This window comes from Limnobaculum xujianqingii (assembly GCF_013394855.1).
In the GTDB taxonomy this organism is placed as follows: domain Bacteria; phylum Pseudomonadota; class Gammaproteobacteria; order Enterobacterales; family Enterobacteriaceae; genus Limnobaculum; species Limnobaculum xujianqingii.
This window is the reverse complement of the sequence record NZ_JABMLK010000001.1, coordinates 2,155,703-2,180,242: the sequence shown is the minus strand read 5'-3', so window position 1 is coordinate 2,180,242 and position 24,540 is coordinate 2,155,703. Positions and strand designations below refer to the sequence as shown.

The 24,540-nt window shown below is 44.5% G+C and carries 26 protein-coding genes and 1 pseudogene; 16 read left to right on the top strand and 11 right to left on the bottom strand.

Features of this window, described 5'->3' with window-relative positions:
• Nucleotides 1-78: 78 nt before the first annotated feature.
• The gene (gene ulaR, locus GOL65_RS09920) at nt 79-834 is read right to left on the bottom strand and encodes an HTH-type transcriptional regulator UlaR (RefSeq protein ID WP_140919790.1); all 756 of its coding nucleotides are present in this window, start codon (nt 832-834) and stop codon (nt 79-81) included.
• A 112-nt stretch (nt 835-946) separates the two neighbouring features.
• Nucleotides 947-2,011, bottom strand: a complete 1,065-nt coding sequence (ulaG, locus tag GOL65_RS09915; protein WP_140919791.1) for an L-ascorbate 6-phosphate lactonase — start codon at nt 2,009-2,011, stop codon at nt 947-949.
• Between the two features lie 428 nt (nt 2,012-2,439).
• Here ulaG and ulaA point away from each other — a divergent pair, with 428 nt between their 5' ends.
• From ulaA to GOL65_RS09875, 8 genes are all read left to right on the top strand, one after another.
• Nucleotides 2,440-3,846 carry a PTS ascorbate transporter subunit IIC gene (gene ulaA, locus GOL65_RS09910; protein ID WP_140919792.1) on the top strand — a complete coding sequence of 469 codons (1,407 nt, stop codon included), beginning with the start codon at nt 2,440-2,442 and terminating at the stop codon, nt 3,844-3,846.
• A gap of 18 nt (nt 3,847-3,864) precedes the next feature.
• A complete protein-coding gene (gene ulaB / locus GOL65_RS09905) occupies nt 3,865-4,170 on the top strand; it encodes a PTS ascorbate transporter subunit IIB (RefSeq protein ID WP_130590341.1) in 306 nt (101 codons plus the stop codon).
• A 9-nt stretch (nt 4,171-4,179) separates the two neighbouring features.
• A complete protein-coding gene (ulaC, locus tag GOL65_RS09900; RefSeq protein ID WP_140919793.1) occupies nt 4,180-4,638 on the top strand; it encodes a PTS ascorbate transporter subunit IIA in 459 nt (152 codons plus the stop codon).
• Nucleotides 4,639-4,686: 48 nt separating this feature from the next.
• A complete protein-coding gene (locus GOL65_RS09895; RefSeq protein WP_140919794.1) occupies nt 4,687-5,343 on the top strand; it encodes a 3-keto-L-gulonate-6-phosphate decarboxylase UlaD in 657 nt (218 codons plus the stop codon).
• 9 nt (nt 5,344-5,352) lie between these two features.
• Nucleotides 5,353-6,213: an L-ribulose-5-phosphate 3-epimerase gene (locus tag GOL65_RS09890; RefSeq protein WP_140919795.1), complete on the top strand. Its 861-nt coding sequence runs from the start codon at nt 5,353-5,355 to the stop codon at nt 6,211-6,213.
• Nucleotides 6,213-6,899, top strand: coding sequence for an L-ribulose-5-phosphate 4-epimerase (locus tag GOL65_RS09885; protein ID WP_140919867.1), 687 nt, complete (start codon nt 6,213-6,215; stop codon nt 6,897-6,899). The genes GOL65_RS09890 and GOL65_RS09885 overlap by 1 nt, the downstream gene beginning before the upstream one ends.
• A 405-nt stretch (nt 6,900-7,304) precedes the next feature.
• A complete protein-coding gene (locus tag GOL65_RS09880; protein ID WP_140919796.1) occupies nt 7,305-7,487 on the top strand; it encodes a type II toxin-antitoxin system HicA family toxin in 183 nt (60 codons plus the stop codon).
• A gap of 20 nt (nt 7,488-7,507) precedes the next feature.
• Entirely contained in the window at nt 7,508-7,948 is a 441-nt protein-coding gene (locus tag GOL65_RS09875; RefSeq protein ID WP_140919797.1) for a type II toxin-antitoxin system HicB family antitoxin, read from the top strand.
• A gap of 42 nt (nt 7,949-7,990) precedes the next feature.
• Here the strand turns inward: GOL65_RS09875 and panE are convergent, their stop codons facing one another.
• Complete coding sequence (panE, locus tag GOL65_RS09870; RefSeq protein WP_140919798.1) at nt 7,991-8,920, bottom strand: 2-dehydropantoate 2-reductase; 930 nt, start codon at nt 8,918-8,920, stop codon at nt 7,991-7,993.
• A 235-nt stretch (nt 8,921-9,155) separates the two neighbouring features.
• Here panE and GOL65_RS09865 point away from each other — a divergent pair, with 235 nt between their 5' ends.
• The 4 genes from GOL65_RS09865 to GOL65_RS09850 all read left to right on the top strand — a co-directional run bounded on the left by GOL65_RS09865 (nt 9,156) and on the right by GOL65_RS09850 (nt 14,057).
• Nucleotides 9,156-9,881, top strand: a complete 726-nt coding sequence (locus GOL65_RS09865) for a phosphatase PAP2 family protein (protein WP_140919799.1) — start codon at nt 9,156-9,158, stop codon at nt 9,879-9,881.
• Between the two features lie 15 nt (nt 9,882-9,896).
• Nucleotides 9,897-10,484 carry an undecaprenyl-diphosphate phosphatase gene (gene ybjG / locus GOL65_RS09860; RefSeq protein WP_140919800.1) on the top strand — a complete coding sequence of 196 codons (588 nt, stop codon included), beginning with the start codon at nt 9,897-9,899 and terminating at the stop codon, nt 10,482-10,484.
• Between the two features lie 457 nt (nt 10,485-10,941).
• A complete protein-coding gene (locus tag GOL65_RS09855) occupies nt 10,942-12,252 on the top strand; it encodes a collagen-like triple helix repeat-containing protein (RefSeq protein WP_140919801.1) in 1,311 nt (436 codons plus the stop codon).
• Nucleotides 12,253-12,329: 77 nt separating this feature from the next.
• Nucleotides 12,330-14,057, top strand: coding sequence for a ShlB/FhaC/HecB family hemolysin secretion/activation protein (locus tag GOL65_RS09850; protein ID WP_140919802.1), 1,728 nt, complete (start codon nt 12,330-12,332; stop codon nt 14,055-14,057).
• Between the two features lie 46 nt (nt 14,058-14,103).
• On the opposite strand, the gene GOL65_RS09845 is transcribed toward GOL65_RS09850, so the two are convergent.
• Together GOL65_RS09845 and GOL65_RS09840 are read right to left on the bottom strand one after the other, a co-directional pair.
• Nucleotides 14,104-14,565, bottom strand: a complete 462-nt coding sequence (locus GOL65_RS09845; RefSeq protein WP_140919803.1) for a YehS family protein — start codon at nt 14,563-14,565, stop codon at nt 14,104-14,106.
• A 175-nt stretch (nt 14,566-14,740) separates the two neighbouring features.
• Nucleotides 14,741-15,616, bottom strand: coding sequence for a LysR family transcriptional regulator (locus tag GOL65_RS09840; RefSeq protein ID WP_140919804.1), 876 nt, complete (start codon nt 15,614-15,616; stop codon nt 14,741-14,743).
• Nucleotides 15,617-15,731: 115 nt separating this feature from the next.
• Between GOL65_RS09840 and GOL65_RS09835 the strand changes: the two genes are divergently transcribed.
• Nucleotides 15,732-16,196 (top strand): multidrug/biocide efflux PACE transporter, encoded by a 465-nt coding sequence (locus GOL65_RS09835; protein ID WP_140919805.1) that lies wholly within the window; start codon nt 15,732-15,734, stop codon nt 16,194-16,196.
• A 167-nt stretch (nt 16,197-16,363) separates the two neighbouring features.
• A pseudogene (locus GOL65_RS09830) lies at nt 16,364-17,385 on the top strand (TerC/Alx family metal homeostasis membrane protein).
• Between the two features lie 60 nt (nt 17,386-17,445).
• Here the strand turns inward: GOL65_RS09830 and GOL65_RS09825 are convergent.
• From GOL65_RS09825 to GOL65_RS09810, 4 genes are all read right to left on the bottom strand, one after another.
• Entirely contained in the window at nt 17,446-17,811 is a 366-nt protein-coding gene (locus GOL65_RS09825; protein WP_140919806.1) for a 5-carboxymethyl-2-hydroxymuconate Delta-isomerase, read from the bottom strand.
• A 139-nt stretch (nt 17,812-17,950) separates the two neighbouring features.
• Nucleotides 17,951-19,297 carry a sigma 54-interacting transcriptional regulator gene (locus GOL65_RS09820; protein WP_140919807.1) on the bottom strand — a complete coding sequence of 449 codons (1,347 nt, stop codon included), beginning with the start codon at nt 19,295-19,297 and terminating at the stop codon, nt 17,951-17,953.
• Nucleotides 19,284-21,083 carry a PAS domain-containing sensor histidine kinase gene (locus GOL65_RS09815; protein ID WP_140919808.1) on the bottom strand — a complete coding sequence of 600 codons (1,800 nt, stop codon included), beginning with the start codon at nt 21,081-21,083 and terminating at the stop codon, nt 19,284-19,286. Before GOL65_RS09815 ends, GOL65_RS09820 begins: the two co-directional genes overlap by 14 nt.
• A complete protein-coding gene (locus GOL65_RS09810) occupies nt 21,070-21,216 on the bottom strand; it encodes a hypothetical protein (RefSeq protein WP_179038301.1) in 147 nt (48 codons plus the stop codon). The genes GOL65_RS09815 and GOL65_RS09810 overlap by 14 nt, the downstream gene beginning before the upstream one ends.
• Before the next feature lie 235 nt (nt 21,217-21,451).
• Here GOL65_RS09810 and GOL65_RS09805 point away from each other — a divergent pair, with 235 nt between their 5' ends.
• Nucleotides 21,452-21,967: a periplasmic heavy metal sensor gene (locus tag GOL65_RS09805; RefSeq protein WP_140919809.1), complete on the top strand. Its 516-nt coding sequence runs from the start codon at nt 21,452-21,454 to the stop codon at nt 21,965-21,967.
• Nucleotides 21,968-22,286: 319 nt separating this feature from the next.
• Here the strand turns inward: GOL65_RS09805 and GOL65_RS09800 are convergent, their stop codons facing one another.
• Both GOL65_RS09800 and GOL65_RS09795 read right to left on the bottom strand, forming a co-directional pair.
• Nucleotides 22,287-23,324 (bottom strand): LacI family DNA-binding transcriptional regulator, encoded by a 1,038-nt coding sequence (locus tag GOL65_RS09800; RefSeq protein WP_140919810.1) that lies wholly within the window; start codon nt 23,322-23,324, stop codon nt 22,287-22,289.
• Between the two features lie 72 nt (nt 23,325-23,396).
• A complete protein-coding gene (locus GOL65_RS09795; protein ID WP_140919811.1) occupies nt 23,397-24,170 on the bottom strand; it encodes an SDR family NAD(P)-dependent oxidoreductase in 774 nt (257 codons plus the stop codon).
• A gap of 111 nt (nt 24,171-24,281) precedes the next feature.
• Between GOL65_RS09795 and GOL65_RS09790 the strand changes: the two genes are divergently transcribed.
• The gene (locus GOL65_RS09790) at nt 24,282-24,491 is read left to right on the top strand and encodes a hypothetical protein (protein ID WP_140919812.1); all 210 of its coding nucleotides are present in this window, start codon (nt 24,282-24,284) and stop codon (nt 24,489-24,491) included.
• The last annotated feature ends 49 nt before the right edge of the window (nt 24,492-24,540 follow it).

The following is a 24,540-nucleotide window of genomic DNA, read 5'->3' as shown; positions in this document are numbered from 1 at the left end:
GCGCTGTTTTAATAGGTATTCCGGCCGTAAAGCAATCTGTAGATATAATGGATTTGCCAGGCCGGAGACTATCAAGATTTATACCAATATGACCTGTACACCTTGAGTTTTAAGCTGTTCAATGACTTCATGGTTGGCTTCTTTACCGGTGATCACCATATCGATCTGCTCTGCCCGACTAAACAGCATTCCTGCTCGTTGACCCACTTTACTGCTGTCCACCAGTACCACTAATTTACCGACATAGTTCAGCATTTTTTGCTCTGCCATGGCAGTTAGCATATCTGTTTTATACAGACCTTCAGCCGTTAATCCTTTACCGCTGGTAAACATCCAGTGGCCAGCATACAGCGATGCATCACCGTCTTGTGGGGCAAGGGTAATGGCCTGACTTTTATTGTATTGCCCGCCCATAATGACCACGCTATCGTGCTCTTGCTCAATCAAAAAGTTTGCCAGTGGCAAATAGTTGGTGATGATTTGCGCATCTTTACCGCAAATTTCACGCCCCAATAAAAAAGCGGTAGAACCGCAGTTAATCACTACACTTTCTCCCGGTTGTACTAAACGGGAAGCGGCTTTGGCAATACGGACTTTCTCTTCATGGTTCTGTACCTGATGAATATTCATTGGCGTCCAGGCCACGCGATTTTGGCTGATAACTTCTGCGCCATTGCGCACTTTCTTTAATTTACCGCTATCTCCCAGTTTATTAATGTCCCGGCGCGCGGTAGCAGGAGAAATATCTAAACGTTCGATGACTTGCTCTACAGTAACAAAGCCAGTCTGTTGTAGCATTTCCAGTAAAATCTGATGTCGTTGTGATTCTGTCATGAAAAATCCAGATGTCTGATGACGATTTGATGATTATATTTGAAAAAAACATTTTATCCTATCGCCAACAGGATGAAAGCCGGGTAATGCCCGGCTACTGAAAGCTAAGTTATTACAGGAATGACTTAAATGGTAAATCTGGCTCTATAGTAAAGCAGTCATCAAAGCCGCGTGGGTAGTGATATTCAAAATCGTCCTTATCCTGTGGCCAGACAAATTTGCCTCCTACCTGCCAGATATAGGGCTTAAACCCATATTTCAATCGGTCTTTTTTCATATCCCACAGTACGCGAATTTCTTGAGGGTCGGCCTGAAAGTTTGACCAGATATCATGATGGAAGGGAATAACTACTTTAGTATTTAGTGATTCAGCCATACGCAAAATATCGGCACTGGTCATTTTATCCGTTATACCCCGAGGGTTTTCACCATAAGAACCCAGTGCAACATCGATCTGATAGTCATTACCATGCCTGGCATAATAGTTTGAATAGTGTGAATCACCACTATGGTACAGATTACCTCCGGGAGTTTTAAACAGGTAGTTAACGGCCCGTTTATCCATACCATCAGGCAGTACGCCAGCGGCTTTTTCATCTGCGGGGAGAGTAATCAGTGCCGTTCTGTCAAAAGCATCAAGGGCGTGAATCTCTGTATCTTTTATCTTTATCACATCACCCGGTTTTACCACTATGCAGCGTTCGCGCGGTACTCCCCATCCAACCCAAATATCAACGCAGGTTTGTGGGCCGATAAACGGAACAGAACTATCACAGTTTTGCATCACAGCTGCGGCAACGTTGACGTCAATATGGTCATTATGATCGTGGGTAGATAAAACAGCATCGATCTTACGAATAGCGAAAGGGTCGAGCACAAATGGTGCAGTACGCAGGTTTGGCTGTAGTTTTTTTACTCCAGCCATCCGCTGCATTTGATGGCCTGTTTTCATCAGTGGGCTACTATGGTTTTGTTTACCAGTACCGCACCAGAAATCGACACATATATTTGCCTCTCCCTGAGATTTCAACCAGATACCAGTACAACCCAGCCACCACATAGCAAAAGTTCCTGGAGCGACAATCTCTTGTTCAATTTCTTCATTCAGCCAGGTTCCCCACTCCGGAAAAGTATTCAGAACCCAGGATTCACGGGTGATATTTGCAATTTTACTCATGGCGATGACTCCCAATAATGATTGATGCATGTTGCATTTCATATTAATCAAAATTAATCACAAAAAGATTAATTAAGATTGTTTGTGATAAATCTATCATTAACTAATGAGAATGGGAACCATGTTTTTTATGATTTATCTCCTGACTTAGTCTGTTTTCTCTGCTTGTTTTTTGGGGATTGGATGGGGGATTTAATTTATTTGTATGTAAATAAAGGAGAAAGTGATTATATTGATTTATTGGTAAATGAAATGATTACGACAAAAAACTAAGTTGCGATCTTATTCACAAATAATCAAATTTAATCTTTGTGTGATTAAATTTGATTGTTAGAGTGGTCGAGCATTATAAACACAGCTCGCATATCACATCTTAAGTTAGAAATATTAGAGGTGACGAGTATGCCAAAAGCCGAATGGAGTGCTTTATGGAAACCTTTTATAACGTTTTTACCATCTTTTTTAATCAGGTAATGACTAATGCTCCGCTGTTACTGGGCATTGTGACTTGTCTTGGCTATTTGCTGCTGCGTAAAAGCGCAACGGTGATCATCAAAGGAACAATTAAAACCATCATTGGTTTCATGCTACTGCAGGCTGGGTCAGGTATTTTGACCAGCACTTTTAAGCCTGTCGTTGCAAAGATGTCGGAGGTTTATGGCATTAACGGTGCGATTTCTGATACCTATGCTTCAATGATGGCAACAATAGAACGTATGGGGGATGCCTACAGCTGGGTTGGCTATGCCGTGCTGTTGGCGCTGGCATTAAATATCACCTATGTGTTGCTGCGTCGGGTGACGGGTATTCGCACCATCATGCTGACGGGCCATATCATGTTTCAGCAGGCTGGGCTGATTGCTGTATTCTTCTATATTCTCGGTTACCCGATGTGGACCACCATTCTTTGCACCTCAGTGTTGGTTTCTCTGTATTGGGGTATCACCTCAAATATGATGTTCAAACCAACTCAGGAAGTGACCGATAACTGTGGATTCTCTATTGGTCATCAGCAACAGTTTGCCTCTTGGATTGCCTACAAAATAGCGCCCTATCTGGGTAAAAAAGGCGAGAGCGTTGAAGATTTAAAACTTCCGGGCTGGCTGAATATCTTTCACGACAATATCGTCTCTACGGCAATTGTGATGACGCTGTTTTTCGGTGCCATTCTCTGCTCATTTGGTCTTGATACTGTGCAAAAGATGGCAGGGAAGGTGCACTGGAGCATCTATATTCTGCAAACCGGTTTTCAGTTTGCAGTAGCCATCTTCATTATCGTTCAGGGCGTTCGGATGTTTGTTGCCGAGCTATCTGAAGCTTTTAATGGAATCTCTCAGCGGCTGATTCCTGGCGCCGTACTGGCCATCGATTGTGCTGCAATTTATAGCTTTGCTCCTAATGCTGTGGTTTGGGGCTTCCTGTGGGGAACGATTGGCCAATTGATTGCGGTAGCCATTCTGATAGCAGCAGGTTCTTCCATCATGATTATTCCCGGCTTTATTCCCATGTTCTTTTCTAATGCCACTATCGGTGTATTTGCCAACCACTTTGGTGGATGGCGTGCTGCACTGAAGATCTGTCTGGTTATGGGAATGATTGAGATTTTTGGCTGCGTATGGGCGGTTAAGTTAACAGGGTTGAGTGCATGGATGGGGATGGCCGACTGGTCTATCTTAGCTCCGCCTCTAATGCAGGGGTTAACGCTGGGCCTGTGGTTTATGGGGGTAGTGATTGTTATTGCTCTGATTTACATGTTTTTTGCCGGTCGCAGCCTACGAGCTGAGGAAGATACCGAAAAACGCTTAACAGAATCTTCATTAAATTCTGCCAGTTAACTGATAGGAGAACCAATTATGACGGTACGCATTCTTGCAGTATGTGGTTGTGGGCAGGGTAGCTCGATGATCATGAAAATGAAAGTGGATCAGTTTTTGACGCAGCAAGGTGTTAACCATTCGGTTAATAGCTGTGCGGTAGGTGAATACAAAGCAGAGTTAGGGGGAGCTGACATTATTGTTGCTTCTACCCATGTCGCCAGTGAAATCACGGTGAGTGGTAATAAGCATGTGGTCGGTGTGCGAAATATGCTATCAGCCGCCGATTTTGGACCCAAATTAATGGAAGTGATTCAAACCCATTTCCCGCAGGACATGAAATAGGGAGTGAGTATGAAGTTACGAGACTCTCTGGCTGAGAATAACTCTATTTGCCTGCAGGCAGAGGCCGATGACTGGCAAGAGGCGGTGAAGATTGGTGTTGATTTACTGGTGAAGGCTGATGTTGTAGAGCCTCGTTATTATCAGGCCATTCTGGATGGTGTGGCGCGTTTTGGCCCCTATTTTGTTATTGCTCCCGGTTTGGCGATGCCCCATGGGCGGCCTGAAGAAGGGGTAAAGAAAACGGGTTTTGCTCTGGTAACGCTGAAAAAACCGCTGGTTTTTCATCATGAAGATAATGATCCGGTTGATATTTTGATCACCTTAGCGGCTGTTGATGCGCATACCCATCAGGAAGTGGGGATTATGCAGGTGGTTAATCTGTTTGAAGACGACGCCAATTTTGAACATTTACGGGCTTGCCGAACTTCTGAAGAGGTGCTGGCACTGATCGATAGGGTGAATGCTTAGGTTCGCCGTAGTGATGACATTAAATTTATTGATTTAAAAGGAAAAAATATGAATCATCCTTTACCTATGTTACAGGTTGCGTTAGATAACCAGACATTAGACCATGCTTACCAAACTACCCGTCTGATTGCCGAAGAGGTTGATATTATCGAGGTGGGAACCATTCTCTGTGTCGGCGAAGGGGTTCGTGCCGTACGCGATCTTAAAGCGCTTTATCCTCATAAAATTATCCTGGCCGATGCCAAGATTGCTGATGCCGGTAAGATTCTCTCCCGTATGTGTTTTGAGGCCAATGCCGATTGGGTTACGGTCATTTGCTGTGCGGATATCAATACGGCTAAAGGTGCACTGGAAGTTGCAAAAGAGTTTAGTGGTGATGTTCAGATAGAACTGACCGGATACTGGACCTGGGAACAGGCACAGGAGTGGTATCAGGCAGGGATTCAACAAGTAGTATATCACCGTAGTCGTGATGCTCAGGCCGCTGGAGTAGCCTGGGGTCAGGCAGATATTCAGGCTGTTAAACGGCTATCAGATATGGGTTTTAAAGTGACGGTGACCGGAGGGCTGGCATTAGACGATTTACCTCTGTTTAAAGGGATACCTATTCATGTCTTTATTGCTGGTCGTAGCATTCGTGATGCCGTCGATCCGGTAGAGGCTGCCCGCCAGTTTAAACGTTCAATCGCCCGTATTTGGGCTTAAGGAAACGCTATGCTGCAAAAAGCCGTGCCTTTAGGTATTTACGAAAAAGCATTACCCGCAGGTGAAGACTGGTTAAACCGTCTGCAGTTAGCGGCAGAACTGGAGTTCGACTTTGTTGAAATGTCAGTAGATGAAAGTGATACCCGACTGGCCCGGCTTGACTGGAGTAGCGAGCAGCGTTTGTCGTTGGTTAATGCTATTGCCATGACGGGAATACGCGTTCCCTCTATGTGTTTGAGTGCTCACCGTCGCTTTCCCCTTGGTTCTGAAGATGATGCTATACGCAATCAAGGGTTAGAAATCATGCGTAAAGCAATACGACTAGCGCAGGATGTCGGTATTCGGGTAATTCAGTTGGCTGGTTATGATGTTTATTATCAACAAGCTAATGATGAAACCCGTGAGCGCTTTCGGGATGGTTTGAAGCTGGCAGTTGATATGGCTAGCCGCGCTCAAGTGACTCTGGCGATGGAGATTATGGATTATCCCTTGATGAACTCTATCAGCAAAGCGATGGGATATGCCCACTATTTGAATAACCCATGGTTTCAGCTCTATCCGGATATTGGCAATTTATCTGCCTGGGATAATGATGTACAGATGGAACTGAAAGCAGGGAGTGGTCATATTGTTGCTGTACATATTAAGGACACATTACCCGGGGTATTTAAAAACGTTCCTTTTGGTACTGGCGTTGTTGATTTTGAACGTTGTTTCCGAACATTAAAGGAGAGTGGCTACTGCGGGCCATACTTAATTGAGATGTGGAGTGAAACTGCAGCCGATCCCGTGAAAGAAGTGAAAGCTGCACGGGATTGGGTTAAGCAACGGATGCTAAATGCGGGTTTGTTGATGGAGGCTGTTGCATGATGAAACAGTTAAAACAGCAAGTATATGAAGCAAATATGGACCTGCCCCGCCATGGACTGGTGACTTTTACCTGGGGAAACGTTAGCGCTATCGATCGTGAGCGGCAACTGGTGGTGATTAAGCCCAGCGGTGTAGCCTATCAAGAGATGAAAGTTGAGGATATGGTGACGGTCAATCTCCATGGGAAGGTTGTGGAAGGGCGCTATAAACCCTCTTCTGATACTTCTACCCATCTTGAACTTTACCGTCGCTATGAGCAACTCGGTGGTATTGTTCATACTCATTCTACATATGCAACGGCTTGGGCGCAGGCAGGAATGCCAATACCCGCTTTGGGTACAACACACGCGGATTATTTTTCTGGCGATATTCTATGCACTCGGGCACTAACCGCCAATGAGGTAAATAACGCGTACGAGCTCAATACAGGAAAAGTCATTATTGAAACAGTCGGCGAATCTAACCCTTTATACACGCCAGGTATTGTTGTGTATCAGCATGGTCCTTTTAGCTGGGGAAAAAATGCTGAGGAGGCAGTACATAACGCAGTAGTTATGGAAGAGGTGGCAAAAATGGCCTGGATTGCCTGTAGCATTAACCCTGATATACGACCAATAGATAACTATTTATTAAATAAGCATTTCCAGAGAAAACATGGTCCAAATGCTTATTATGGCCAGTTATAACAGGCTATCTGTTTTCAGTATCTGAAATGAACATTTCTGGCCGAATTAATTGCGTTTTTTTCATTAAAATTTTCAATTAATTCGGTCGGATTTTTCTCATTGAAGCCGCTTTTATCTATTGGTTTTATTGAGATTGTCTGTCCATATCTTTATCAAAATAGTATCAATATGAATATCGCGTTTTATCCGTTGCGATATCTCTCTAAAAAAATATGCAAGTTACATTCTCAGCTCTCTTTTTAAGCAGAGCATATTCCATCCGCATTAACCCTTTCTTCTTATTTATCAGCATATGCCATTAGATTAAACAGCGGTTGTAGTGGTGATGTTTAATTTTTTACACACGAATACACACAAATATTGCATTGATGTGTATTCGTGTGTATATTGAAATGGAGGTGATAGATGAAATCATCGGATTTAATAAAAGACCTTCGGGCCGCTGGATGTGAATGGCGGCGCCATAATGGAGGAAGCCACCAGATATGGTGGTCTCCAATAACGAAAAAAACATTTCCAGTACCTCATCCTAAAAAGAATTTGCCTGAGGGTACGATTAAATCGATCAGAAGAGCGGCTGGAATTTAAGCTTTATCAGGGGGTGCTATATGTTATTTTCTATTGCTGTTGAAGTACCACAGGATGAGCAAACTGCTTATGGTTTGACGATACCTGCGTTATGTAATGAAAACTATGGATGTTTTTCTGCGGCGGACCACGTAGAGGATGTAGCCGGAATGGCTCGGGAAGCCATCTTACTGACTATCACTGATATGATTGAATCCGGGTGCTATTCTCTGGATCAGATTAAAGATCCTGGCCCGGTGGTTTATCAGAAAACACATCCTGAATTTGATGGGCAACAGTGGTTCGTGATTGAGGTTGATTTGTCCGAGCTGGAGGGAAAGCCACAGCGTATAAATATTTCTCTACCGGATGTGTTAATTCGTCGAATTGATTCGCGGGTTAAAACTCAGGAAGATTACCGTGACCGCAGCCATTTTTTGGCTGTTGCGGCAAAAAATGAATTATTAAGAATGGAAGGGTGATACTCCCCGGCAGATTACCAGGGAGTATATTAACTAATGAATTTAGACTGTAGGGCGCTGTAATTCATAAGATTTCAAGTGAGTGTAGGCTGCTCGTAGTCGTATCAGGCTATTTGGATCGATACCAAACTGTTGAGCGCGGAATAGCAGATCGCCAACAATATGGTCAGCTTCAATACGTGAGCCATTTTGCAAATCACGATACATTGATGCGGTTAATTTAGAGCCTGGCTCAGTTAGCATTTGATGTGCTCGTTCTACGCCGGGAGCATAGCCTGCTTTAAGTGCTATGCTTCTTATCTCTTCAATTAACATTAAAATAAACGTTTTGCCATCTGGTGAAGCGACAATATCACCAATGGGGGCTCGCATCAGACAGGTACTGGATGCCAGAGAGGCAAGAAATAGCCACTTTTCCCACATTGCCAGTAGAATATTGTCGCTATGTTCAGACTGAAAATCAGTTTGTTTAAAAATGTTAGCGATTTGGTTGGTTCTGTCGCTTTTAGCCCCGTCTAATTCACCGAAAATGATGTTATGGATAGGCGTCATACGATAGATAGTGCCATCTGCTTCTACGGTAGAAACGATATTACATAATCCACCCAGTATCTTTTCTCGGCCAAAAGCCTGCTCTAACACTTGAATGTGTCGCATGCCGTTGAGTAATGGCAGGATGGTAGTATCCGGGCCTACAGCAGGAGAGAGTGAATCGATGGCATTTTCCAGATCGTAGGCTTTACAACTAAGCAGAATCAAATCGTAAGGATGGCTAATTTCCTCTGTAGTGACTAAAGGAGGAGAAGGGAGTGAGATTAGCTGATTTCCCGGATTCTTAATATTTAACCCATTTTGTTTTAACTTTTTTGCTCGGGCTGGGCGAACTAAAAAAGTCACATCCTGTCCTGATTCCAGCAGCTTGCCGCCAAAATAGCCACCAACGGCTCCGGCCCCTACGATAAGAATTCGCATATAGCATCCTCAGTCTGATAGACGATTAACCATGTTATGAAATGAGAATTGAGTGTCAGGCATTTAGAATAGACCGAAAAACCATTTCGCGACATACCTTCCATGCGATACCTGAACGATATTAATAATGAATTCCGGTCAAACAGTTAGCACTTAATAATTGACTAAGAATTGCTCCCTACACTTTGTTCCCATGTTGGTGAAGATCGCGTTGTACTCTCGACAGGGTAATTTAATGACAGGCAGCAAGCACACTCAGATCGTTGGTAATGGTATTCAGGTATTACCATCTTCTTTCTATATACGTCAGGCTCTATTTCTTTTAGCCGCAGCCGTGCTCTTTTTGGGGCTCTCCTGGCACGATCGACTCGATTTTTGGATTACGACCCAGTGGTACCAGGCCGAAACACATTCTTTCCCTCTGAAAGACAACTTTTGGCTGGAATTAATTAATCACAAATTACTTAAGTTCTCGATTATTACATCTGCTGTTATCGCGTTGTTTTGGGGGATATATCGTAAGAATCCCCGTTTAATTGTGGCGATGGCACTGCTTGGTATTGGCACTGCGGTAGTTGGCATTTTAAAAGCATCCAGCATTCATTCATGTCCCTGGAGCCTGAGTGAATTTGGCGGTCAGGCTGCTTATCTTCATCTGTTTGAATCGGTTTCTACTGGAATGAACCCCGGACCGGGAAAGTGTTTCCCCGGAGGTCACTCATCTTGTGGGTTTGCCGTGATGGCACTGTTCTTTTTGTTTTATCCGGAACGTCCCAAACTGGCTTGGTGCTATTGGTTGCTGGGTATTTTTCTTGGAATGGTTATGGGGTATGGGCAAGTTATGAGAGGGGCTCATTTTCTTTCTCATAATCTTTGGGCTGGCTGGTGGGTATGGCTAAGCCAGCTTGGAGGATATTGGCTGGTGGGGCGTATTACGGCATGGCGCAGATCAGGTTATTAAGAGAGAGAATATTGTATGGAAAATTTTAACTATCAATTATTTATGATAATGAATGTCACGCCAGACTCTCCCTTATGGGTCATTGAGTTAGCTATGTTTTTAGCAAAACAGGCGATAAATATTATACCCGTTGTTCTGTTGATTGCGTGGTTATGGGTACCTCGTCGGGAGTTGGTGATAAAAACGCTGCTTGCTCTGGTATTCGGTGTGATACTGGCCAAAACGTTAGGAACTATTTTTCCTCATGTCCGTCCATTTATTCAGGGGGCAGGTTATCAATTGTTAGGCCATGCCAATACGCCATCTTTTCCAAGTAATCATGGTACGGGAGCGTTTACATTTGCACTGGCGTTTCTGCTTTGGGGCCCTTTAAGCCTTGGTATGTTCTTTATGGCATGGGCATTGGGGATTGCATGGTCTCGAGTCTATTTAGGTGTTCATTGGCCAATGGATATGGCTGGTGCTTTCATGGTGGCGTTGATTTCCTGTTTCCTGACACAATGGATTTGGTCGCTATGGGGAAGATCTTTTTTGGCCAATTCAGAGAAGATATATCATCGAGTTTTTATTTTGCCGATAAAGAAAAGTTGGGTTAAATATTAGTTAACTAAATAATGTTAAAACAGGGCCAAAGATGGCCCTGAAAATTATTGAAACATTTTTAACAGATTAATCATTTTTTAATTAACAAATGATATTCTCGTATATTTAAAACCTTTCACTTTATGTAAGATATTTATAATAAAGTATCATTCTGTTTGAATCTTTCAATACATTAAACATTCATTATTAATGCATATATTAATACTATTGTATTAGTTAATTATCTTTTTGATATTTAATAATAAAAATATTTAACAGTTATTTCATAAAGTAATTTTAGATATATTTTTGTGTATTGTATCCATATGCTTTTTTCTTATTTATAAAATATTAAAATTTGTCTTTAACCAATATCGGTTATATCAATAAATATATCTCATATAATCTGGAATAATTAAAAAGCGATCCTAAAATTATAATTACGTCATCAGACGTTTCCTAATAAGAGGCTATTTATATGAGACGGACAAATATTGGCCGCCTGAGCAGCATTGCATTGGCAATTATGCTTGCCTGTTCTCTTGCGGCGTGTAGTGGGGGTGGGGGAGGATCGATCAGCTCCGCATTAAAAGATAAGGGTAACCAGAACGTTGGCAATAATGGCGGTTCTGGTGGTGATGATGGTAATGCAAATAACGGCGGCGGCAATGGAGATGGCGGTGCTGGAAATAATGGTGGTAACAATGGAGGAAATAACGGCGGTAACAATGGTGGCAACAACGGCGGAAATAATGGCGGCAACAACGGTGGTGGTGGAACTGATACTGCCTCTACGACTACCGGAAATGTGCTGAACGACGTCGGTGGTGCCGTAAATGGCGTTGGCGACACGGTTAAAGGTGTTGGTGATGTGGTTAGCAATGTGACATTGCCGGATGCCGGAGGGGTTGTTGTTCAGGGAACTGTATCACTGGTGGATTCCGCAGGTAATGCCATTAACGATGTAGGTAGCGGCATTCAAAATGGCGTTGGTAAGTTAGGTTCAAACCCAAATGCTATTGGTGATACCGCTGCCGGTGTGCCAAAAGCCGTGAGTTCATTGGGTGATGGTGTTTCTGGCTTAGGCGATACGGTTGCTGCTTTAGGTGATACCAAACTATTAGGTACCGTTGGTAAAACAGGCGTGCTGGATGCCACAGGTGGCGTAGTTAATAAGGTTGGTGGAGTTGTTTCTGATGTTGGTGATGGATTAGCAAAAGATCTGACTTCAGGTACTACGGCTAAAGTGACAACAGCATTAACCGGTGTTGTTACCCCAGTCGTTGTTACGACAGAAAATATCACCCAAAAAGTGGGGGATACTACAGGACTGGGTGCGCCAGTTAACACGGTGCTTGGTCAGGTTGGTACTGCGGTTGCCAATTTGGGTAATCAGGTTGGTAATACTGCACCAGCATTAAATGGTTTGGGAGATACGGTCGCCAATGTAGGGAAAGCGGTAGGGGATACCGGTGGCCTGGTGACTTCTGGTTCAGCATCATCTGGTGGCGGCGTGGTGGGCAGTGTAGTTAATACCCTGACTAATACCGCATCTGGTGCAACCGGTTCTGGCGGTGGTTCTTCAGCGGGGAACGTAGGTAGTGTTGGTGGTCTGGTTGGTGGTGTAGTTAGCGGTGTAACCAATACGGTTGGAGGTATCACCTCTGGTAATGCTGCGGGTGGCACCAATACCAACCCGGTTGGAAGCCTGGTCGGTAATGTTACGGCAGGTCTTGGGGCAGGTGCTGGTATCAGCATCGGTGGGACACAAAATAAGACAGGGAAATAGTCATTTTTAATAATCATACTTAGTGCCCCCATTTGTGGGGGCACTTTAATATCTGGGTATGCCACGAGAAATCGATTATGAAAATAAGACAAATTGGCCTGTTGTGTTTATTCACTTCTGGCATGGGCAGTGCGTGGGCTGACGTTCTGCCAACGCTGATTGACCCCAATAATCCGGCAAAATTAGCCAGTGAAGTTGCCAAACCTGACGTATCACGAGCCAGAGGAGCACAGGCTACGGTTCCAGCTTCTGGTGAACAGGCCGCAACTACCGGGCTAACGTTGGAAACCTTAATCGACGTTAAACACCTGCAGTTTATTGGCGGAACACGCTATACCAATGAAACATTAATTAAACCCTATGCTGATTTTATTGGTAAAAAAATTCCGCTGAAGAAGCTGATTGAAGCGACGCAAACCATCACCGAAAGATATCATCAGGATGGCTATATCCTTTCTTATGCTTACCTGCCATCAAACAATTTTCAGCAGGGTACGTTAAGCGTGGCGTTGGTGGAGGGCTATATTGCTAATAGCCGGGTTCAAAGTGATAACACTGCGGTTGCCCATCGATTAGAACGGCTATCGCGTAAAATTATGGAGCAAAAGCCACTGACGCAAGAGTGGTTCGAACGTTACAGCATTTTAATGAACCGAACGCCGGATACTACTGTCAGTGCATCGGCAAAAAATCCAGACAATATTTATGGCGCTACGTTACTGGATGTCAAAGCAGACCATCCTCACTATTGGAATCTGAGTTCTACAGTAGATAGTCGCAAAGACCAGCAGAAGGCAGTCATTAACGGCACGCTAAGCGGTTTGACTTCTTATGGCGAGCAGCTTGGTATTGCGACCCTGGTTCCATTGGGGAGCAATGATAATAAAGAGAATTATGTTGGTATGAACTACCAACAGTATCTGAATGATGAGGGTTTGCAGATACAGCTGAAAGGAAGCTATTACAATAAAAAACCGAAGAAAAATACGCCAGTCCTGGTATTGCCCCAGTTGGATGTTGATATTGGTAGCAAGACGGAAGAGACCCAATATACCAGTGGTATTCAGTTTAATTATCCTTTGCTGTTAACCCGACAGAATCAATGGACCTTAAGTGGTGGTCTGGACTATCTGGATAAGCAATATGATGTCTCATACCATGGCCGACTGCTGGGAGATCCTTTCTCGGCAAAAGAAGGATTTAAGCTGCGTTATCCGGCGGCTGATTTATCGTTAGCGCGTTACCGGGAATATACTCAGGGAGTCTGGTCTACCCGGTTGAATTTACGGCAGGGTATTGAAGGCTCAATGGCTAACAGTGATTTACCCGATACCGATCTTGCTTTTACCCGCTGGAGATTGAATAACGATGCGGCTTATCTTCTGGCTGAAAAGTGGCGTTTAAGCGCCAGTCTGGAGGGCGACTGGTCAGATAATGATTTACCTGAGCCGGAACGCGTCAGTTTTGGTGGTTTACGCTATGGCAGGGGATATCCGGACGGTGATGCCAGCGGTGATTATGGTTATGGTGGACAGCTTGAAATGCGTTATATGTATAGCCGCGAAAGTCGTTGGCTTAACACTATTCAGCCTTATGTATTAGTCGATACTGCCAGAAGTTACTTTAATCAACGGGCGTTGGATGACAGAAAATTAGCATCCTATGCGGCGGGTGTTACCGTTGGGGACAGTAAGCACTATTCTCTGTCTCTGGAGGGCGCGCGACCAATGGGAGATGTCCCCAGCGACAGTGATAAACGTGGTTTTCGCTTTAATGCGACCTTTACCTATAACTTCAATAATTAGCATCAGGCCGGGATATCCCGGCCTGAATATTGAGCCATGAATCTAATTAGCCACGGAGGCGTTTGGTGAGGCCTTTCAGGAAATAACGTAATAATTGATCGCCACATTCGCGGTAGTTTTTATGGCCTGGTTTGCGGAACACTGCGCTTAGTTCCGGTTTAGAAACGCGAAAATCTACAGATTTATAAATATCCAGCAGGTCGGTATCTTTCAGCTCAAAAGCGATACGCAATTTTTTTAATACGATGTTGTTGGTTATCCGGGGCTCAATTTCCGGCGCAGGAAAGTTTTCGTCTTTACCACGTCTGAAGAAGATTAGGCCGTTAAGAAAATGCCCCATCACCCGATCGTCACATGCTTTATAGCCGGGTTCGTCTTCTTTTTTTAACCAGCAAGCCATGTCAGCTACAGAGACATCCAGATCTGCCAGTTTAATGATTTGAACCATCTGAGCATCACTGAGATCCAGCATGTAACGTACACTTCGTAAGGTATAAGTATTAATCATTGATTATTATCCACATTTTTTGTTTCGGACCGAACTTTGTTGTCGGCACCGGTTTCATTATTGTTCAGTGGATAATCTTTAACCGCTGACATTAACGGCAGCATAGTAGGCATTAATCCATGGTTTCTCAATATTTAATCGAGATTATTTTATTGCTAACTGGTTGTGCAACGCCTTACAGGGGCTGTTTATCCAGATCTAATAGCTGATCCAAAAACCATCGTCCTGCAGGACCGGGTAGAGAGTTCTTTGACCAGACGGCATCTACCGAAATGGTTTTTGGCCAGCCCCGAGCATTAAGCTCAATCAGTGGACGTTGACTGAACTGACGAACCAGCCAGCGGGGAAGGATTGCCCAGCCAAAGCCCTGTTCAGCCATTTCCAATAGCATTAAGTAGCTGGGTGCTGACCAGATAAGGCCCTGAGGTATTCGTTCCTGGGTGCGTTGATAGGTGTTAAGACAGAGCTGGCGTGAACTTGCCAGCTGCTCTTTAGTCACCTGCTTTAGTGATGCTAACGGATGCAGCTTTGCCACAAACAAACTCATTTCTGTTTGTTCCAACAATCGTGAGAAGCCGATGTCCTGTGGATAGCTGTTTTGTACTTCGATTAGCCCGATATGAGCCCGACCAGTTTGCAGTAAGTTGATCACATCTTCATCTTCAGCAATCAGGCATTCGAACTCGATATCAGGATAGCGGCGCTCAAAATTTTGCATGATCTCTTCATGGCGGGTTGGTTGATAGGTATCCGATAAGACAAAACTGAGGCGTGGTTCAATATGAGTAGAAAGCCGAATTGCCAGTTCATCAAGGCGTTGGCTGGCGTTCAGAATTTCTTTTACCTGATTTAATACTCTAAGGCCCTGAGGTGTCAGTACCGGGTGACGGCTATTGCGGTCAAATAGCATAAGCCCGAGGTCAACTTCCAGATTAGCAATGGCGGTACTGATAGTGGACTGGCTTTTATGGAGCTTACGGGCTGCGGCGGAGAAGGAACCCAGTGCGGCGGCTTCAACAAAGGCGACTAATGCTTCAGGGGAATAGTTCATGATGTATCGATTTTTTAGATGGTATCTATTTTTAATATATCCCAAAAAACGATGATAATCGACAATTCCGAATAGTTCGGCCTTTTTTAAACTTAAAGTAACAAGCAGGTCATTTATGCAGAAGAAAACATTAGCAGAGCGTATTTTTCATGCGGTCTGTTTTGAGGTGATTGCCATTATTATTACTGCACCACTTTTTTCGTGGTTGATGGATCGCTCCATCTTGCAGATGGGAACGTTGGCAATTGTGCTTTCGACTACCGCGATGATCTGGAACGTCATTTATAACGCATTGTTCGATCGTTTCTGGCTTTCAAGTCGCATTACTCGCAACGCCAAAGTGCGAACCTTTCATGCTCTGGGTTTTGAAGGTGGATTTATCATCATCGGTCTGGGGTTAGTGGTGGCAATATTAGGGGTGAGTGTTAAAACGGCATTCATGATGGAGATTGGTTTCTTTCTCTTCTTTTTGCCTTATACCTATATCTTCAACCTGGCTTATGACACCTTAAGAGAGAAGGTGATCAAGCATCGAAGCAGAAAGATGGAAATGCGACTGGCTGGAAATTATAAGAAGTAAAATCAATGGGGGAAATCTTGATATTTCCCCCTCTTAATACTGATTTTTCGTTGGTTCTTTGACTAATAACTCTTTCCCCCACCTGTTTATCAACGGTGCTATAATCGACAGTGGCATGAATCCCGTCGTATTTAATTTATTCAAATTTAATAAAGGCCCGTCAAATCATGGAACAAACCAGCCTTGGTTTTCCTCCGTTAACCGTAACGGTTTTTATTGTGCTTGCCGTTTCTGCCCTGGCTATCGATCTGATTGCACATCGCAAGGATAAGCCTATTAGCTTGAAAAACGCCTCAATCTGGTGTTTGTTTTGGCTGTCTATCGGCCTCGGATTCGGTGGTTTTCTCTATGTGCAACATGGCGCAGACATCGCCAGCCTGTACCTGACGGGTTATGCGCTGGAAGAGGTACTGTCCGTTGATAATCTGTTTGTTATCATGGCTATCTTTGCCTGGTTTAAGATCCCTACGGGTATCGCCACCGGGTGCTCTACTGGGGCATTATTGGTGCCATTGTTTTCCGCGGTATTTTTGTGGCGATTGGGACTGGTTTATTGGCGTTAGGACCTTGGGTGGAGATGCTGTTTGCGGTTATCGTGTTCTTCACCGCGGTGATGATGCTACGCTCCAATCATGATGGTGATGAGATTGAAGACTATTCACGTCATCCGGCAAACCGTTTAGTACGGCGCTTTTTCCCTGTTTATCCAAAGTTAGTGGGTAATCGCTTTTTGCTGAGTGCCGGGGAAGTTGAGGCTGATTTAGCACGTCCTGAAAATAAAGATTTCGTTTTTCACGTGAAGAAAAATGTTCGTTACGCCACGCCACTATTTTTATGCGTGGCAGTGGTGGAAATTTCTGACGTGATGTTTGCTTTTGATAGCGTTCCTGCGGTGATTGCGGTTAGTCGTGAACCGTTAATTGTCTATTCAGCCATGATGTTTGCCGTGTTGGGATTGAGAACCTTCTACTTTGTGCTGGAAGCGTTACGTAACCATCTGGTTCATCTGGAAAAGGCAGTTATCTTTTTACTGTTCTTTGTTGGCTTTAAGCTGGCACTGAATGCCAGTGAGCATATATGGCATCATGGATATGAAATAGGCGCAACCCTTAGCCTTGGTGTGGTATTAGCGGCGTTAGCTATCGGTATTCTGAGTAGTTTTATTTTTCCTGCTAAAAACGACAGCTAGATATATGCCGGTAACTCCTGATTTGGCGTTACCGGTGTACTCTGTATCAATTCATTATTGTTACTGATTAACGATAACTTTATGATAGTTATCGTTATCCAGATTACCTACCTCTAACGTAATTTCTGTTTCGACACCATTTGGCTGTGAAAAGGTATTTTTCGCCAGAGCCAGAATGGTTTTTGCCACTTCTTGTTTAATAGCCGCGCTGCGCCCGGCAAACATTCTGAAATCAATGTGCATCACGGCTTTTTCTTTATCTGCCAGACCAATGACCGATCTCTCAATTGGCGTAAGGTAGGTTTTAAAGTTAGTAGCATCAGATGAGATAAGCGGTGATACCGATTTATGTATCTGAATAACAAAAGACTCTAACTGCGATTGTGACGGCAGGTTAGGGGTATAAGTGATATGAATTTGAGGCATTGAGTAAGGTTCCATGATCAGGTTTTTAGGTTTTGTTTATATATACCGGATAACGTGGCATTTGGCACGAATAAATCTAATGAAAACATAGAGTAGGGGCGTTTGTATCAGCGCCCCGGACAATCTTCAATCATGCTGGCTACTTTTGTAGTTTCGCCAATAGCGTTTTTCGGGTAATACCTAACTGTTTAGCCGCTTCAGTTTTATTACCGCCGGTTTTTTCCAGCGCGGTTAAAATGGCTTCTTTTTCTACCAGTTCCAATGGTTGAATGGGTTTATCCAAATCGAGGCTGTGGAGATGTTCTTCTGCAAACTGATTAATACTTAACGGCAGCTCTTTCTCGCTGATAAAGTCACCGGTCAGCAAGATAACGGCCCGTTCGATAGTATTTTCTAATTCACGAACATTACCCGGCCAGCTGTATTTCAGCAGCATATCCATAGCCTGTGGGGTAAAGCCCTTCACTGACTTACGGTTGCGCTGAGCAAACTTCTCCAGAAAGTGCATAGCCAACGGGGGAATATCTTCCCGGCGCTCTCTTAATGCCGGGGTATCGACGGTAACTACATTGAGGCGATAGTAGAGATCCTGACGAAATTTTCCTGCTTCCACATCGGCCTTAAGGTCGCGGTTGGTTGCGGCAATCAGTCGTACATCAACCGACAAAGTTTGGTTACTGCCAACCCGCTGAATTTCCCGTTCCTGAATGGCTCGCAACAGCTTAGCCTGCATCAATAGTGAGACCTCACCAATTTCATCCAGAAACAGTGTACCTTTATCTGCTTCCATAAAACGACCTTCCCGGCGCTTATCGGCGCCGGTAAATGCGCCTTTCTCATGACCGAACAGCTCTGATTCCAGCAGCGACTCGCTTAACGCCGCGCAGTTCACAATCACCATGGGTTGGTCTTTGCGTAAGCTATAGGCGTGAACCGAGCGGGCAATCAGTTCTTTACCGGTGCCTGATTCTCCGCATATCAACACGGTTGCTTCTGAGGGGGCAATCATCGCCACCATTTCCATCAGCCGCCGCATTTGTGGGCTGCGGCCAATCATATTTGGATTGTCTACCGTTAGCTGCTGGCGTAACTGCTGGTTCTCGGTTTTGAGATTGGTATGCTCCAGCGCCCGTTCGATAGTTAGCTGCAACATATCAAAATCCAGTGGCTTGGTGAGATAGTCGTACGCACCGGCCTTGATAGCTTCTACGGCGGATTCTACATTTGAATAGGCGGTCATAATCAGGATAGGAATGGCCGGATTGTAGGCTTTGATAGCTTTCAATGCCTCAATACCATCCATTTCAGACATGCGGACATCGGTCAAAATCAGGTCAAATGGTGTTTGCCTGACCTGCTCCAGCGCTTCAAGGCCATTATGAGCCAGCGTAACCTGATAACCCCAGCCTTTCATCAGTGCCTGAATAATGGTGCAGTGACTCAGGTCGTCATCAACGACCAGAATATGAGCTTTATGAGTGGTCATGGTCAGATGCCTCCTGTATTGATGGGCTGTGTTTTATCGGAATAATCAGTTCAAAGCTGGTGCCTGTTGAGAGTTGGCTGGTAACACTGATTTTGCCCTGGTGTTCCTCCACTACTTTTTGAACCACGGTCAGGCCAAGGCCAGTGCCAGAGGCTTTGGTGGTAAAGTAGGGGTTAAAAATATTGGTCAGATTGTCAGCAGGAATACCCTTTCCGGAATCCTTAACCACCAGTTGTAGTTCTGAAGCTGCATTGATGCTCAGATGAACTTCCAGGCTACCGTTGCTACCAATGGCCTGAATAGCATTCAAATAAAGATTCAACAGCGCTTGAGTAAAGCGATCCGGGTCGATATCAACCAGCGGTAAATCAGGCTCAGCTTTAAACAGAATGTTGATATGTTTGGTTTCTGCATCCTGTCGTATCAGATGAAGTGAGTGCTCAATAACTTCACAAATATTCACCCGCTGAATTCTTAAGTCAGTTGGGCGAACCAGCTCCAGTAATTCGGTTATGACCCGGTTTAAACGGTCAACTTCTTTTGCCATTACTTTTGCCAGTTCTTGCTCTTCACTACCTTGTTCCGAACGTCCCTCAAAGTATTTAGCAAAGCCTTTAATGGAGGAGAGTGGATTTCTGATTTCATGAGCAACACCAGCCGCCAGATTACCGATAGCTGCCATTTTCTCTTTACGTCGAATCTCTTCCTGTAGCTGACGGACTTCGCGCATATCCCGGAAGATAAATACGTTACCTAAAAAGTTCCCGCTGCCATTAACGATATTAGCTACGCTGATACTGAGTGGAATGATCTGGCCTGATGTCAGGGTATAGTCAATTTCACGTTCTATGACTGGTTGATGGTTATGCTCATTGCCAGCCAGTTGATTCCAGTTGTCAGGAAGCGCCTGTTTGATATTACGACCAGAAAGCCCGATAGCACTGTGGCCCAGAATTTTCTCAGCAGTATGGTTTACCACGCTGATTTGTCGGTGTTCGTTGGTGGTGATTAATCCAATCGGTAAGTTGCTAATGATCTCTGATGAGAAAGCTTTGGAGTCCTGTAACTGACGGCTGGATCGCTGGTAACGTTTGGCCCAAAATAACGACAGTATGCTGGCCAAGGCCAACAGGCCAAGAATAGATAAAAAGATTATCGTATTGCGGATGTCTTTTGCCTGCGAGGCTTCTAATGCGGAGGTATCGAAGGCGGTAAAGATCACATTACGATCCTGATCTTCATCCTCGATATCATTAGACCAGTAAGTATCAGGCCTTTTATTCCCCATATGCATACGATGGCCTGGCATGCGCTTCAACGGCTTGAAGAAACGGTAGACCTCAAAGGCACTTTGGTGTTTGTCCTGCTCGTCAACGAAAGGCGTAATACGCCACTGTTCCGTTTGGGCAACGTGCAGGTTTTGCATTTCCTGTGGCGTGTAAAGTTGTGCACCTACTTTATCCGGATCGCTGTGGGCTAAAACTCTGCCAGAGGTATCGGTAATTGCGATATACAGAATACCAGGCTGATAGGCCATCTCTTCCACTAGCGTTTGTCGCTGGTCGTGACGCCAGCGCATTCCCATCCCGGTTCGCGTACCCGATTCGAAAGCACGTATTAATACCGTGCTTTTTTCCAGCAGTGTTTGAATTTCAATATCACGCCCCCGGTTCAGATCTTTAATAGTCACGGTAATAATGACAGCGATCAGAATAATGACGGAACCGATAAAAAACCACGAGGGCAAAATGGCGGGTAACCCCGGTCTCCACTTAAGCGCTTTCACTACAGGTATCCTTATAGTTGGCGTGAGGAAGGTTATAACCGGACATGGTTAAAATGTCATGCGGGTAATAATTACTCACACTATAAACTGAACGGGTAATAATTACCCGATCTTCCTGACCATATCTCATCATTCAAACCTCAAACCGCTGGTCACTAAAATTTATTGATTAACCGATAGAAGCGTAGCCACTGGGGAAAATACCTGCTGCAATGCGCTTTGACGGTCAGGTTGCTTATCTTAAATAGTGCTTATAGCTATTCAATTTTCGTGCCAGAGAAAAATTGGCACGGCAGTTGCAATATCAGATTAAACCACAGAGTGACGTTTCACTTATTTATTGATATACCAACAGAAGGAAATTAATTATGACTCTGAATAAAACTGCTATTGCTGCTGTGCTTTCTCTTGCTGCCCTGACCGGATTTGGTGGTGTTGCTATGGCACAAAACGCAACTGTACCTCAACCGGGTATGAATGGTCAGCCAATGATGGGACATAACGGAATGAAACCAGGACAGGGTTATCACCGTGGCTTTATGGCTAATCTGACGCCTGAACAACAAGCTACCAGCCAGAAAATATTCAATGAGTTCCAGACTAAAAGTGCTGACCTGCGTCAGAAAATGATGTCTAAAAACTACGAGTATAAAGCGCTGTTAACCAGTAACCCGCTGGATGAGCAAAAGGTTCAGGCAGTAAGTAAAGAAATCGATGAATTACGTAATGCTCTTCACCAGAATCGCGTTGCAATGGACATTGAAATGGCGAAAGCCGGTATGCCAATGACAGGTCGCCACATGGGGATGGGAATGGGTGACCACATGGGTGGTAAAGGTATGCACAGTGGTAAAGGCATGTACGGTGGCAGAGGTTGCCGTTAATTATTGATGGGTTGCTGTTTTAGAGCTTAAAACCCCGCGGTGCGGGGTTTTTAATTGCCAGCAAATATAATAAATCAGCCTCTGAGAATATTCCGACCGTAATAACAGTGTGCTTATATATACACCGAAAGCGGTCAGTAAACCGTCTGTACTCAGGTATGGAGTGCGTCGGGCCTACCTTTCCTAGGGGCGCTTCGTTGGCTTGCGCCAAGTCGACCCCAACGGAAAGGTCTCCCTCCGGTTAACTATTTTGAAGTATAAAGTTGTAGCATCAGATTTTTCATCAATATGAAGTAAAAGGCTTTTTATAACTAAAAAACTAATCAACAACTGATTCTCTAATCACCAACTCCGGTAAAAACAAAAATTCTTCTACTTCAATGGCGGGATCATCCAGCCGGGCGATAAGTCTGTCGACCATCACTGTAGCAATCTCGGTGAGCGGTGGAGCAACAGAGGTTAATGCCGGTGTAATCAGGCTGGTGAGGAAGGTATTGTCGATACCCACAACGGAGATATCTTCAGGGACTCGAATACCTGCGGTACGAAAACCGGCAATCAGGCCAATGGCCATCACATCGTTAACCGCGACAATACCGTCTGGTGGGGTTGCTTGCTGGCTAATGGTTTTTGCCAAAGCTTTACCCAATTCGGTCATTTCGGCATCACCATATCCAGAGCGGGCTTTACCTTCAATAATGCGATAATGGTCTGACAAACCAGACTGTTGGGCGGCGTGAATAAAACCGCTGATTCGGTTCATTCGACTCACGGTTTTACCACTTTCAGTGACAAAGGCGATATTTTGACAACCCCGATTTATCAGATGTTGAGCTGCAATATTTCCTGCCTGAAAGTTATCCATGGAAATATTGTCACCGATAACGGAGCGTTCTGGTGAGTCAGGGTGGGTTTGCATATCGTAATTAACCATTACTAAGCCACGCGCGATCGCATCATGAAAATGGGACTGCTCGGTCATAGTAGAAACAACAATCATGCCGCGGATCCCCTGAGAAAGCAGATCGTTAAGGAAGGTACGTTCCTCTTCCTGATTACGGTATGTATTACCTAATAAGACCCGATACCCATGCTGTTTAGCAGCAATATCTATCTCATGAGCCAATTCAGCAAAACTGGGGTTAACGATGGAAGGAACCAACAACCCCAGCATGTTCACTTGTCCGGTTTTTAGCTGGCGGGCGGCGCGGTTAGGGGAAAACTGTAACTCGGTAATGGCCGCTTCAATTCGCGCCAGTGTTTCTGGCCTCATACGATTCGTTCGGCCATTGAGCAGATTAGATACGGTGCTGACAGAAACCCCAGCGCGCTGTGCTACATCACGTATGTTTGCCATGTATCCCCGGTTTATAACCAACAGCCCGGTAAAAGCCGGGCTGTTGATACTAATTTGCCAATCAATAGCGGCTTAAGGTGCCATCTGACCGCCATTTACGTCAATAATTTGACCGGTAATGTAACCGCTACAGGCGTGAGATGCCAGAAAGAGATAGGTTGGTGCTACTTCCTCACTGGTACCAAAGCGGCCCATTGGGATAGTTGAGCTGATTTTTTCAATTAATTCCTGACTCTTATCGCTGTGGAATGCAGTATCAATACTGCCCGGAGCAACCACGTTAAAGCGAATGTTGTCTTTGGTGAACTCTTTTACCCAGTTGCGATGCATGTTGTGTAACCAGGCTTTAGAGCTGGCATAGAGGCTGGCGCCCATACCGCCACCTTCGCGTCCGGCAATAGAACAGCTGCTGATTACCGAAGTGGTTTTCCCACTGGCTTTAGCCGCCGCACGCAGATGAGGAATGGCAAATTTAGTCACCATCATCGCTGAGCGGGCATTAAGGTTCATTACGTGGTCGTAGAACTCATCATCGATAGCCTCCAACCCACGACGACCGCCTAAGCCACCGGCGTTATTGATTAGTACATCCATACCACCAAAGCGTTCAACGAAAGCATTAACCAGCGTTTCGCACTGTTCGGATTTGGATACATCAACAACAAAGAATTCGACGTCTCCACCCAGTGCAGCCAGCTCTTCTCTGGCTTTCTGACAGCTTTCATTACGAGAACCGTTAATACCCACTTTCGCACCGCTACGGATGAATGCTTTCGCCGCTGCCAAACCAATACCCGCAGTGGAACCGGTGATAAGAATGCGTTTACCTTGGAGATCGTTAAACATAAGCCTGTTTCCTGTTTTTATCTTCAGTTAAGTCGGCAAAACATACCTTTAATCATTTATGGCATGTTTACCCGTTATGTATGTCTGTTTAGTGTAACGATACACCAAATAATGGAAACTGCTACCAAAAGATCGTTGGTTCACTTTTATTCACTACAGAAGATTGAAGATTTTGCAGGCATTATTTTGAGGTTGTACGCAGGTAGTGGGATATATAGCAGCAGAGAGGATTATTTTCTGCTGCTATATGATATTGCGGTGGGCCAGTATTTAATCGTTATTGATATCAAAGCGATGAACAGTTTCACCATTAATATCTAAAAAAGCATCACGCAGTATTTGCCGGGCATTTAGTTGTTCAAATTTATGG